Origin of the sequence: Rathayibacter tritici (assembly GCF_002932875.1) — a bacterium.
Taxonomy (GTDB): domain Bacteria; phylum Actinomycetota; class Actinomycetes; order Actinomycetales; family Microbacteriaceae; genus Rathayibacter; species Rathayibacter tritici.
The window spans coordinates 129,930-142,583 of the sequence record NZ_PSWS01000058.1; the positions used below are offsets into that span (position 1 = coordinate 129,930).

A 12,654-nucleotide genomic window follows, 5' to 3' on the forward strand; every position below is an offset into this window, starting at 1 on the left:
GGACGACGGCTCTCGCCGCCCAGGCGTGGCTCCTGCTGGACCGAGGACTGGTCGAACCTTCTCAGCCCGATCCGGAGGGAGCCGCCGGCCCCCGCGTGTACGGCGCTCCGGCCTGATCAACGTCCCAGCGGCCCGCGGGGGAGGGCCGGACCACTGCGGGCGGCGCAGGTGTCGAGCCCAGCGCGGAGTGCCAGCGGAAGATCGCGTCGATGCCGTCCTGATTCGCCCAGGACGGCGGGTTGTGGCCGAGGCTGTGCGTGCGGACGCTCGCCTCCTTCGCGGTCGATGTCGCCTTGTCGACGAGAGCACGACCGTGCAGGGCAGGCGGGACGCTCGTATCGGGGTGCGCCGTGTCCGAGACGACGACGCGGATGTTGGCTCCGGCCCAGGCGGAGGCGGGCAACCGCTTCGGATTGTGCGCGTCGACCTGGGCGGTGCTGCCGCCGAAGGCGCCGCCGATCGAGAAGCGGCCCCGGACCGTGCGGTCGTAGATGTCGCGCAGGTCGTAGACACCGTTGATCAGGTACATGCCGTTGATGCCGGGGAAGACCTGGGAACCGTAGTTCTCGCAGGCCAGCGCTCCACCGGCCGACATCGCCCAGAGGTAGCTCGCGGCGATCGGGAACTGGTCTGAGAGGTAGGCGTAGCCGTCGCGCTGATGCTGCTGCGCAGTGTCGTTGGTCCACAGCGTGCCGCCGAGGCTCTGGCAGATCGCAAGGGCGCCCCGCTCGACGGCGAGCTCAGCCGGGTAGGCGAAGACGGTGGACAGCGAAGTGTGGTCGGCCTGAGCGGAGTGGAGGAACCAGATCACCGGGGTCGGGGTCGCCTGCCTGGGCTCTACCGTCTGCGGGATACAGATGCGCGCGAGGTCGCCGTTGATCGAGACCGTGACGACGTCGTAGAGCACACCTCGATTCTTCGTCCTCAGGGACGTCGTGCGGCTCGTCTCCCCGGGCAGGCCGGGGACGGGGGAAGCAGCGGCAGCCGGGAGCGATGCCGCGCCCAGCGCGACAGCACCCGAGAGGGCTCCGCCGACGACGGTGCGCCGACGGAGGCCGAGAGCTCGGGAAGAAATGCCTGCTGAATCGTCGGGGGACATGAAATCTCCTCCTGCGGAGGCCGCTCGCCGACGGGATCGGCAGTACGGCCCGGATCGGCGGGGTCTGACTCCTTCACGCTAGCGGGAGATGCGGGCCCGCTGCCCCCTCGAATCGCGACACCCGCGCGACGGCGGGATCGGACGACCACGGCTCCCGCCGTCGTCCGACCCCGCCTGGGTCACCCTGCGCTGGCGCCTGCGCGCTTTCGACGGCGCCGGACGAGGCCGGTGATCACATCGATGACGACGAACGCGGCGAGACTAGCCCCCGCCAGCGGTAGGAACAGTCCGACCGCGAGGGCGACAGCGAGGACCGCAGCGACACCCCACCAGGGGGCACGCTGGAGGGCGCCACGCGCAGGAGCACTGCCCACCGGTCGCCGTGGGTCGCCGGTGGGACGGCGCTTCCACCACATCAGGTAGCCGAGCACGACCATTGTGGCGATTCCCGCTGCGGTCACGAAGAGCAGCAGCTGATTGGGCAGGCCGAACATCGAGCCCATGTGCGTATCGATGCCCCAGCGGGAAAGCTTGGCGACCAGACCGAAGTCGGCGAAGTCGACGCGGTCGACAACCTGCATCGTCTTCGCGTCGATGGCGACTGCGTCGACCTCGGTCGGGAAGCTGCGCTGGATCTCCTGCACCACCCACGCCGACCCTTCGCCCGCGGGCGGTCGGATCTCGACCATTCCGGTGTTCACGTTGACCTCGCGAGCGAGCGAGAGGACGTCGTCGTAGGAGCCCCGCGGGTCGTCGACCGCGGCGGCCGCGTGTCCGACGTCTCCGCCGTGGCCCGCGTGTCCGGAATGGCCTGCATGCTCGTCTCCGACGTCTCCCGTTCGCTCTCCGAGCGTGGTCTTCAGCGAGGGGGTCGTCCAGCCGAGCGCAGCGCGCAGGCTCTCGACGTTACCCCCGCCGTACAGGGACCAGGTGATCCCCGTCGCCGAGAGGAACAGCGCGCCGACAAGGAGCCAGATCCCGGTGGAGGCGTGCCAGGAGAACAGTCGCCGGTAGCCGGTTGTCCTCGGCGCGGGCCGGAACAGGTCCCTTCTCACCCGGGCCCGGCGGACGCGATTGATCCACAGGCCCAGGCCGGCGAGCGCCACAACACCCAGCCAGGAGGCGGCGAGCTCGCTGTAGGAGCGGCCGACGTCTCCCAGGTGGAGCGTGCGGTGCAGGTCGCTGACCCAGGTGCGCAGTGGCAGGGCGCCGCTGGTGCCGTAGGCGGTGAGATCCCCGCGGACATCGGCGGTCGCTGGGTCGATGAAGACCGCTCGAGTCTCGCCCGCTCCGAGTGACGGGTCCGCGAACATGACCCGGGTGGTGTCGCCCGGATCAGGGGCTGGGCGGACGGCGACAATGCGCTGCCCGCCCCCGGTGTACTCCTCGGCCGCGTCGATCTGGTCGGCCAGGGGCAGGGAGCGGTCAGCTTCGGGGACATGCAGCTCCTGGGCGTACACGAGCTGCTCGAGCTGCGGTGTGAGCGCGTAGAGCCCACCGCTGCCTGCGGCGACCAGGATGAACGGTCCGACGAACAGGGCGGCTAAGAAGTGCAGGCGCAGCAGCAGCTGCCCGAACCAGCCTGCACTGCTCCGGCGGGGCGAGCGCGGGGGAGGGGTGTCGGCGGATTCGCGGGGCTCACGGGCGGTGGTGGTCATCAGTGTGGTCCTTCGGTGCTGGCGTGCGGAGAAGTGAGGGTCGCCGACGGAGCCGCTCTCGGCGGTGCACGGCGGGATCGCGAGGGCTCCGGGATCACCGGGGAACCCGATGGCCGTCATCGCTGCAAAGGCGGACGGCGAAGCCCTGACGTCCGGCCGCGCTGGAGCGGGCGCGGAGGCATCACGACAGCGGCTCACCCGGACCCTCGGCAGAGTTCACGGCCGGGCCGGCGTCGGTCTCGTCAAGAAACTCGCTGGACGGGAGGGCCGCGGCGCGGGGCGGCCTGAGGGAAGACTCCTACCGCGAGCGGGAGGACGTCGCGGAGTTCGAACGAGGATCGCAGCGCAGGACGAGGCGCGGCAGCGGGCAACGGCGGCAGGCGCACCAGCCGGGTGACGAGGTGACCGGTCGTTGCCGCGATCCGGATCAGCATCGCCTCGCCGCGGTGCAGGAGGGCGATCGTCACGACCGCGGCGACCATGTGCGCGATCGACATCGATGACCCGGCCATCCCGGAGTGCGCCATCGCACCGCTGACCTCGATGACGGTGCCGTGATGTGCGTGCGTCGGCGCCGGGCCCGGGCCCTCGCTCGAACCGAGAACGAAGAGCGTGTGAAACAGCACCTGGCTCACCGCGACCGAGATCGTGACCCGGATCAACGACAAGCCCCGCCCCGCCAGCCCCACGCACACGAGTACCGACAGCACCAGCGGCACGGCGATGCCGAGCAGCCCCGGAATCGGCCCGCCCCCGACGACGTGCGAGAACAGAGCGATCAGCGTCGAAACGGTCGCTGCCACGACACCCCGGAGGGTGCGGAGCGCACGAGTCGACGACACGCGACCAGTGTTGCAGACGCGAGGAGCGCGGCGAGGCGGCGCCGGCTCCGTCACTCCCTCCCGGCCCGAATCACTCCCTCCCGGCCCGAATCACTCCGCCGTCAAGCCGAGCGCCGCCAGCACCTCCGCGACCCGGTTCCGCGCCCGAAGGTCGAGCCCGCGGACCGGCCTCGGCAGGCAGTCCACCGCAACGAGCCCGAGCTGCTCCGCCATCGCCGCGACCACGCGGTAGCTGCCGCCGTACTCGGCGAAGAGATCCCAGAGCGGTTGCAGCCGCGCCGATTCCGCCGTCACCGCCGCCGAGTCGCCGGCGCGCACCGCCCGGACCATCCTCAGCGCCGTCTGCGGGAAGAGACCGCCCAGCACCGAATACCAGGCGTCGCAACCGGCGAGCAGTCCGCGCGCCGCCGCGTCGTCTCTGGAGACCCCGATGCCCACCTCCTTCGGGAGCAGATGCCGGATCGCCTGCACGCGCAGGGTCGCGGCTTCCTGCTCCGCAGGCACTCCGGGGATCTTGATCGACGCGACGTGCGGGAGCGCGGCGACGGCGGCGTAGAGATCATCGGTGAAGGTGACGTGCGTCGTCCCAGGGTTGTCGTAGACGACCAGCGGAACCGAGAGCTGCGCGGTGACGTCCTCGTAGAGTCCGAACACCTCCTCGTCTGTCAGGGGCTGGTAGCTGAGCGGAGCCAGCAGCACCGCGCTCGCTCCGGCGTTCTGCGCGTCCTCGGCGAGCGCCAGCACCTGCGAGGTGCGCAGCGCTCCGATCCCGACGACGACGGGCACCGGGCCGGCGCTGCGTACGGCGATCTGCGCGGCCCGGCGGCGCTCGCCGCGGTCGAGGTACGGCGCCGAGCCGGTCGAGCCCAGCGCGCCGATTGAGTCGACCCCCGCACGGGCCAGCCGCTCGACGAGAGCCGCGAACGACGGCTCGTCGACACTGTCGTCGGTCAGGGGAGTGAGGGGGAAGGCACTGAGTCCGGTGAGCACGTCGATCCATTCGCTGGCAGTGTGGGAGGAGTCCGCCGGGGGAGCGGATGGTCGCGGCAGCGACGTCCATCGCTCGCGTCAGCGCCGGGACGGGATCGAGGACGCCGGCGGCCAGAGCTGCGACGACGGTGGCGAAGACGGCGTCGCCCGCGCCCATCGTGTCGACGATCTCTCCGTCGGCGCGCGCGATCGGCACGGCGACGCGCTCGCCGCGCCGTACGAAGGCTGCTCCGTCGGGCCCTGTCGTCTCGAGCACCGCCTGCGCTCCTGCGTCGAGGACGCGAGCGGTTGCCGCAGCGAGCCCGGTCGCGAAGATCAGTTCGGCGTCGTCGGCGCCCAGCTTCACGAGCGCGGCGCCGGCCGAGAGGTCGAGGAGCCCCGCGGCGAAAGCGGCCCGGTCGCGCAGGAGGCCGGGTCGAGGGTTGGCGTCGATGGCCAATCGAGCGCCGTCGACGACCAGGGCCCGCAGCATCGCGACCTCGACCGAGACGTCGAACGGGAATCCGCTGACGACGACGAGATCGGCTCGCGCGGCTGCCTGCCGAAGCTCCCCGGTCGGCACGAGAGTACGGGAGCGCGAGGCCTCGGAGAAGGAGTACTGCGGCTCCCCGGCCGTCCGGTCGGAGATCGCCCTCCCCGTTCCCAGCGGAGCGGTGGTGGCCAGCAGGGTCACCCCGTGGTCGGCCGCGTGCCGCCGGAGCATCCCGCCTGACTCGTCCTCGCCCACCATCCCGGCCAGGACGGCGGGGACTTCCAGCACGGCGAGTCCGACGGCGACATTGAGTGCGGACCCTCCTGCGACGTCGACCGACCCTGCAGGAGTGCGGAGTTCGTCGACGAGGATGTCGCCGAGCACGAGCACGGAGGCGGTCATCCTTTGACCGCGCCGGCGGTGAGGCCCGCGATGACCTGCTTCTGGAAAAGCGCGTAGATCACGAGCTGGGGGAGGAGTACCAGGGTCGCGGCGGCCATCATCGCTCCGTAGTCGACGGTGTACTGCCCCTGGAAGCGGGAGACTGCGAGCGAGACGGTCGCCATATCCGGATTGTTGAGGAGGATCGACACGAACGGGAACTCATTGAAAACGTAGACGATGTTGAAGATCAGGACGGTGGCGATGACCGGTCGCATGACGGGCAGCACGACGGATCGGCAGATGCGGAACAGTCCCGCGCCGTCGATGATCGCCGCCTCTTCGAGCTCGGTCGGGAACTCGCGCAGGAAACCGGTGAGCAGGAGAGTGTTGAAAGGAATCGAGACGGCGATGTAGGGGAGGATCACGGCGGCGAAGGTGCCGAAGATGCCCAGCGCGAGGTCGAGTCGGTAGATCGGGAACAGCAGCACATAGACCGGAACGGCGAGACCCGCGAGGAGGTAGAAGCGCAGCGCGGACTGTGCTCGCGGCCGCCGGAAGATCATCCGGGTGAGCGCGTAGCTGGCCATAAACGAGACGACTGTTCCGACGAGGACCGAGATCACCGCGATGAGGAGCGTGTTCGCGTACATCTGCAGCAGCGGGAGCGAGCCGATGACGTTTGCGTAGTTGTCCAGGGTGAGGGAGAGCAGCGAGAAGGGGTCGGAGAGGATCTTGTCGCTGGGCTGCAGCGAGAGCAGGGCGATCCAGAGGATCGGCAGGATGATCAGGAACGTGACCAGGTAGGCGGCGATTCCCGTGATGATCGAGGCTCGGCGGGCTCGGGCGCGCCAGGGACCACGGTCTGCTCCTCTCTGCTCCGTCTCCGCGGTGGCCAGGACGGTGTCGTGCTGCGGGGTGAGGGTGCTCATGCGATGCTCCGTCGTCGTGCGAGTGCGAGGTAGACGCCGGAGACCAGGGCGCCGAGGACGAACACGATCACGGCAATGGCCATGCCGGATCCGTAGTTCTGGTTCGTGAAGGTGACGAAGTACATGTAGCTCACCAGGGTCTCGGAGCGATGGACCGGGCCGCCGCCGGTGAGCATGTAGACGAGCTCGAAAATCTTGAAGACATTCGTGATGAGGAGGAGGGTGACGATCCCGAAGGTCTCGTTCATCATCGGGACGGTGATGTAGCGCAGTCGCTGCCAGCCGGAGGCGCCGTCGATGTCGCCAGCTTCCATGATCGATTCCGGGAGCTGCTGAAGCCCGGCGTAGAAAATCGTCATGGCAAAGCCGATGCTGCTCCAGATAAAGACGAGCGAGACCGCGTAGGGCGTGAGGGTGTCTCCGCCGATCCACTGGATCTCGGGGACGCCGAGTGGAGCGAGGAGGCGGTTGAGGAGTCCGATCTTCGGGTCGAGGATGAACACCCAGATGAGTCCCACGAGGATCGGCGCGATGATCGCGGGTCCGAAGACGAGGGCTCGAAGCAGTCCTCCGCCGCGTTTGTGCCGCTGGAGCAGGAGTGCCAGGGCGAACGAGGAAGGGATCAGGACGGCGAGGCTGACGATCAGGATAATGACGGTGTTGGACAGGGCCTGCCAGAAGAAAGGGTCCGAGCCCAGCGCGACGTAGTTGGCGAGCCCGTTGAAGGTCGCGGCGCCGAAGCCGGCGAAGCTGGTGAAGCTGTAGCCGAGGGAGTAGAGGACGGGGTAGACGACGAAAGCGGTGAAGAAGACGAGCGCCGGGAGAGGCATCAGCGTGATCTTCCAGCGAGAGCTGACCCAGGTCATAGTGATCTCGATTCGAGAGGGGTGATCGGGGGAGGGGCGGAGTCGCGGTTGCGACTCCGCCCGGGGCAGGTCACTGGCCTGCGTCGATGGCCTTCTGAACGAGATCGACGGCCTGCTGCGGGCTGAGCTGGTCCTGGATCACGCCGTAGATGCTGTCGTACATGGCGCTCGAGACGGCGGTCGAGACGAGCAGATCGGGCTGGGTCTGCGGGCTGGACACTCCGTCGGCGGTCGTGGCGTCGAGGGCGCTCTTCAGGGCGCTCTGCTTCGTTGCGTCGAGCTGGGGTGCGTAGTCGGTAACGGGTGGCTGGCCGTTGTCGACCAGCAGCTGCTGCGCCTGGTCGCTGTAGTAGAAGGCGAGGAACTTCTCGACGGCGGCGAGCTTGTTCTCGTCGTCTCCGACCTTGTGGTCGACGACGAGCGGGGCGGAGGCGACGTTCATGATGATGTTCTGTTCGCCGACGCCGTCGCTGAACTGCGGTCCGGCCCAGAAGCCGGTGTCGGCGGCGACGGCCGAGTCCTGGATGGAGCTGGACGCCCAGACGCCGGCGTCGAGCATGGCAGCCTTGCCCTGCAGGAACTGGTCGACGGCCTGCTGATAGGTCTGCGTCGACACGTTCGAGGCGAAGGCACCCGCGTCGCGGAGCTCGGCGATGTGCTCGTACATGCGCAGGAAGTCGGGGTTCGAGTAGCTGTCGGAGCCGTCGAGGATGCCGTCGATCTTGTCCTGGTAGCCGAAGCGGTCGAGCCACACGAGGAAGGACCACACGCTGAACGAGGACTGGTTCGCGCCGTTGGAGATCGTGACGATCCCCTTCTTGCTGAGGGTGTCGGCGACCTCGACGAGATCGTCGAACGTCGTGGGAACCGCAAGTCCGTTGTCCGAGAGAATCTTCTCGTTGTACCAGAGGCCAGTGAGCAGCCCCTGGTACGGGACGCCGTACATCACGTCGTCCTTCGTGAAGTTGGTGACCGTGCTCTCCGGGAAGCGGTCGGTGACGTTCAGCTCGTCGAGCACGGGGGCGAGGTCGAGGAGTCGCCCCGCGTCAAGCATGTCCTCAGCGGTGGCCTTGTAGACCCAGAAGACGTCGGGAAGGGTGTCGCTCTGCGCAGCGATGGTCAGGCTCTGCAGGTGCTCGGCGACCGCCTGACCGGTCACATCGACGGTGATGTCGGGGTTGGCGGCCTCGAAAGCCTGGACGATCGCCCAGGTTGCCGGGTCAGCGGTCTCGACATCGGGGTTCTGCATCGAGAGGGTGATCGTCGTGGTGCCGTCAGCGGAGTCCCCGCCGGTGGCGGTGGAGCAGCCCGCGAGGACGACGGTGCTGACGAGGGCGAGGGCGACGGCCGCGGTGAGCCTCGGCTTCTGCGGGTGAATCCGATGTCCGAGCATGGGCATCTCCTTTGATGAGGGGGGCGTCAGGAAGACTCGCACATCGAAACGTTTGCGCGAACCGTTTGCCCGAGAGTAGAAGCGGCTTCTACCCGCTGTCAAGTAATGCTTACAGGGAGAACTCGAACGCTTCTGTCGACGTCCGAAGCTCGAGGGTCTGCTGCAGCCGCACGGTGCGGGGGCTGCTGGCCGGCCGCTCGATTCTCTCGAGCAGCAGCCTCACTGCCGCCGTTCCCATGTCGAATCCGGGCTGCCTGATCGTCGTGAGCGCGGGCTCGAAGAGATCGGCGTGGTCGAAGCCGTCGAAGGTCGCGAAGGCGATGTCACGGGGAATCGCGAGGCCTTCTGCGCGGAGGCGCTCGAGGGCTTGAACGGCGAGCGGCGTGCTCGAGGCGATGATCACCGAGGGACGAAGCGGTCGACGGATCGCCGCCATCACCGCGGCATCGACGGCTTCACGCTCGCTGTCGTCGATCACTGCCTGGTCGTCTCGGTCGGACGCGGGGACCGCGTCCCGGAATCCTGCCGCCCTCTCCCGCAGGGTGGGCACGCGCTGGTCGCCTGCGATGAGGATGAACCGCCGGTGGCCCGCTGCGCGCAGGTGCTCGACGAGACGGCGCATGCTCTCGCGATTGTCCGCCCCGACCTGATCGACGGGCGCAGCGTCGAAGACGCGGTCGAGCAGGACGACCGGGGGAGATCCGCCTTGCAGCTCGCCCAGCCCGGAGTCGCCGGAGTCTGCGGAGAGCGCGAGGATCAGGCCGTCGACGCGTCGGCCCAGCAGGGTCTGGACGGCCCGCGCCTCACGCACCTGATCCTCGGAGGAGTTGGCGAGGAGAAGGGTCATGCCCTCGGCCGCGGCGGCATCCTCCACGCCATGCACCATGGCTGCGAAGGCGGGCTCGCCGGCGTCCGAGACGACGAGTCCGATGCTGTCGGTGCGGGAGCGCCGGAGGGACCGGGCCAGGGTGTCCTGGCGGTAGGACGTCTTCTTGATGGCGTCCATCACGCGGCGACGCGTGGCGGGGTCGACCGGCCGAGTGTTGTTGAGGACGTGCGAAACGGTCGACGTCGAAACCCCCGCCATGCGTGCGACCTGAACCATGGTGGCCATTTTTCTCCGATCAATCCTTTGCGCGTGGCCCCACCGTAGTCAGGTTCCCGCTCCAGAGCCATTGCGGCCCACGGGGCGTCCTGTCTAGGATCACACTCACCGCGCAAACGTTTCGATGCGGCGGTACGACAAGCGAATCGAAGCTCTGCCGCTTCGCAGGAAGGACGATGATGACCGATCCGATCACTCCCGGAGGCCTCCTGGGCGATCTCACGAGGACTCGACCGGGGCGCTCCGCCAGGGCGTCGAGCTTCGATCAGACCGGCCGCAACCGGGACAACTGGATCGTGATGCCGGGGGAGGAGCGCACCCTCGCCGATCTCGAGGGTCCCGGTGCGATCACCCACATCTGGATGACGCAGTCCTGCCGCGTCCAGCCCGGTCCGGGGCAGATCGACCCGGCGGTCGTCGGCGTGCCGATGCTCGAGATCCACAATGCGCTCGGCGTGAGCTGGGAGGTCGTGGACCCCGACTACTACCGGAAGATCCTGCTCAAGATCTACTGGGATGACCAGGAGACCCCGAGCGTCGTCGCGCCCCTGGGCGACTTCTTCGGCCTGATGAACTCCCTCTCCGGCAGCTATGATTCCCTCCCGCTCTCGGTCTCCGCGAAGGAGCCGGAGCTGCACTCCTTCGGCGGGAGCGCCGCCTTCAACAGCTACTTCCGGATGCCGTTCGGCTCTCGCGCGCGCGTGGTCGTCGAGAACCAGAACGACATCCCCTACCTCCAGTACTTCTACATCGACTACGAACTCTCGCCCGAGCCCCTGCCGGAGGACACCGTCTACTTCCACGCACACTGGCGGCGAGCGCTCCCCAACGTTGGCTGGGGTCCTGATCTGCAAGCGAACAGCATCGAGACGACGGTCGCGAACCTGACCGGCGAGGACAACTACGTCGCCCTCGAGACCGAAGGTCGCGGCCACTACGTCGGCTGCACCCTCGCGGTCCGTCACTTCCAGGGCTCCTGGTGGGGTGAGGGCGACGACATGATCTTCATCGATGACGACACCTGGCCGCCGAGCCTGCACGGCACCGGGATGGAGGACTACTTCGGTCATGCCTGGGGAATGCAGCGCAACGCGTATCAGTTCAACGGCACGATCGTGCACGAAGAGGACGTCCCCGGGTTCCACCACAGTTACCGGTTCCACCTGGTCGACCCGATCCGCTTCGAGAAGCGCATCAAGGTCACCTTCGAGCACGGGCACGGCAACCATCTCTCGGACGACTGGTCCTCGACCGCGTACTGGTACCAGACACTGCCCTCGCCGATCCTCGAGGTTCCGCCTGTCGAGGAGCGGCTCCCACTGCGACCCGTCGACCGGGTGATCACGAGCGAGCTCCCGGCCCTCAACGACGAGCAGCGGGCAGCGCGGGAGGCGGCCTCGGAACGGATGAAGCACTTCACCTCCGCCCGCGACGCCCTCCGTGAGGAGCGCCGTGCGCAGATCGACGACTGGGAACGCGGGAACCGCGAGCAGGCCGCGCAGATCCGCCGGCGCTACGACGGAGGACGCGCGTGACCCGCCCGCGGATCCACTTCACTGCCGAGACCGGGTGGATCAATGACCCGCACGGGATCACCTTCCACGACGGCGAGTACCACCTCTTCCACCAGTACGTCCCGGACAGCACGGTGTGGGCCCCGAACTGCCACTGGGGACACGCGGTCGGACCGGACTTGCTGCACTGGGACCGCCGACCCGTCGCCCTCGCGCCCGGCGATGGGGACGACGGAATCTGGACCGGCAGTCTCGTCGATCAACCCGACGGAGCGGTCATCCTTTACACCTCGACCGTCCAGCCCGACCTCGGCCGGGGCCGCATCCGCATCGCCCGTGCGACGGACGGATCCTGGGATCACTGGGAGAAGGGCGCTGTCCTGCTCGAAACCCCCGACGACCTCGACCTGATCGCCTTCCGCGACCCGTTCATCATCCGAGAGGGCAAGAGCTGGCGCATGGTCGTCGGCGCCGGTACCGCGGACGGGGATGCCCTCGCCGTCACCTACACCTCGACAGACCTGCAGGACTGGACCTTCGACGGCGTCGCCGCACGACGCAACACAGCGGAACGGGAACCCGTCTGGGTCGGTGCACTCTGGGAGTGCCCGCAGATCATCGAGGTCGACGGGCGCCACGTCCTGGTCAGCTCGGTCTGGGATGACGACGTGCTCTACTACGCGGGCTACGGCGTCGGCAGTTACGCGAACGGCCGCTTCGACGCGGATACCTGGGGGAGGCTGAGCTTCGGCGAGTCCTACTACGCCCCGTCCTTCTTCCGCGATGCCGACGGCCGGCCGTGCTTGATGTTCTGGATGCGTGGCGTCGAGGACGGGGACGTCGGCTGGAGCAGCGCACTCAGCGTCCCGCACGTCCTGGAGATCCGCGACGGCAGCCTCGTCACCACCGCCCACCCGTCGCTCGAGGCAGCTCGAGCCGGTCGGGCGGATCTGAGTCGGATCGCAGGGCAGGTCGTCGACCTGGAATGGACGCCGGGCGGGATCGGCGAGCGGATCGACCTCCTCAACGCCGGTGAACGAGTCGCCGCTCTGATTCGGACCGAAGACTCCATCGTGCTCGAACGAACGGGCGAGGAGACCTGGAGCGCACCGCATGCCGGTGGCACGGTCAGGATCATCCTCGACGGCCCCGTCCTCGAGGCGATCACGTCTGCTGGAGTACTCGGCGGCGCCGTGTCACCGGTGACAGCAGCGACCGTCAACGAGGAGACGGTGTCTGCTTACTTCTTGGAGTAACCGAGCTCGGGCCGGGAGCACTGCGACAGCAGGACTCCCGGCCCGATCGTGCGGCACATTCTTGCGCACCAGCGCTGACCCTCCACGGTGAACTGGTCAGCACGAACTGACATAATGTGCATTATCGGAGTATGAGGAGCGACCGG

General features: G+C 68.2%; 10 protein-coding genes and 1 pseudogene. 2 read left to right on the plus strand and 9 right to left on the minus strand.

All coding sequences use genetic code 11. The features are described 5' to 3' along the window. Positions 1–61: 61 nt before the first annotated feature. The 9 genes and pseudogenes from C5D07_RS11025 to C5D07_RS11065 form a co-directional block, all read right to left on the minus strand. Positions 62–1,099, minus strand: a complete 1,038-nt coding sequence (locus C5D07_RS11025; RefSeq protein ID WP_146076653.1) for a hypothetical protein — start codon at positions 1,097–1,099, stop codon at positions 62–64. A gap of 179 nt (positions 1,100–1,278) precedes the next feature. Next, on the minus strand, positions 1,279–2,757 hold the full coding sequence (locus C5D07_RS11030; protein ID WP_104259407.1) for a PepSY-associated TM helix domain-containing protein: 1,479 nt from the start codon (positions 2,755–2,757) through the stop codon (positions 1,279–1,281). A gap of 242 nt (positions 2,758–2,999) precedes the next feature. Beyond that, entirely contained in the window at positions 3,000–3,599 is a 600-nt protein-coding gene (locus C5D07_RS11035) for a hypothetical protein (RefSeq protein WP_068253113.1), read from the minus strand. Positions 3,600–3,689: 90 nt separating this feature from the next. Further along, the gene (locus tag C5D07_RS11040) at positions 3,690–4,589 is read right to left on the minus strand and encodes a dihydrodipicolinate synthase family protein (RefSeq protein ID WP_068253110.1); all 900 of its coding nucleotides are present in this window, start codon (positions 4,587–4,589) and stop codon (positions 3,690–3,692) included. 91 nt (positions 4,590–4,680) lie between these two features. Beyond that, positions 4,681–5,463: pseudogene (locus C5D07_RS11045) on the minus strand (PfkB family carbohydrate kinase); the annotation flags it as partial. Beyond that, entirely contained in the window at positions 5,460–6,374 is a 915-nt protein-coding gene (locus tag C5D07_RS11050) for a carbohydrate ABC transporter permease (protein ID WP_104259353.1), read from the minus strand. The gene C5D07_RS11050 and the pseudogene C5D07_RS11045, both read right to left, overlap by 4 nt. After that, complete coding sequence (locus C5D07_RS11055; RefSeq protein WP_104259354.1) at positions 6,371–7,240, minus strand: carbohydrate ABC transporter permease; 870 nt, start codon at positions 7,238–7,240, stop codon at positions 6,371–6,373. Before C5D07_RS11055 ends, C5D07_RS11050 begins: the two co-directional genes overlap by 4 nt. Before the next feature lie 70 nt (positions 7,241–7,310). Beyond that, on the minus strand, positions 7,311–8,633 hold the full coding sequence (locus tag C5D07_RS11060) for an ABC transporter substrate-binding protein (protein ID WP_104259355.1): 1,323 nt from the start codon (positions 8,631–8,633) through the stop codon (positions 7,311–7,313). Between the two features lie 109 nt (positions 8,634–8,742). After that, the gene (locus tag C5D07_RS11065) at positions 8,743–9,747 is read right to left on the minus strand and encodes a LacI family DNA-binding transcriptional regulator (RefSeq protein ID WP_104259356.1); all 1,005 of its coding nucleotides are present in this window, start codon (positions 9,745–9,747) and stop codon (positions 8,743–8,745) included. Positions 9,748–9,917: 170 nt separating this feature from the next. On the opposite strand from C5D07_RS11065, the gene C5D07_RS11070 reads away from it, so the two are divergent. Both C5D07_RS11070 and C5D07_RS11075 read left to right on the plus strand, forming a co-directional pair. Continuing rightward, positions 9,918–11,273 carry a glycoside hydrolase family 172 protein gene (locus C5D07_RS11070; protein WP_068257241.1) on the plus strand — a complete coding sequence of 452 codons (1,356 nt, stop codon included), beginning with the start codon at positions 9,918–9,920 and terminating at the stop codon, positions 11,271–11,273. Further along, positions 11,270–12,508 carry a glycoside hydrolase family 32 protein gene (locus C5D07_RS11075; protein ID WP_104259357.1) on the plus strand — a complete coding sequence of 413 codons (1,239 nt, stop codon included), beginning with the start codon at positions 11,270–11,272 and terminating at the stop codon, positions 12,506–12,508. The genes C5D07_RS11070 and C5D07_RS11075 overlap by 4 nt, the downstream gene beginning before the upstream one ends. Positions 12,509–12,654: the final 146 nt, after the last annotated feature.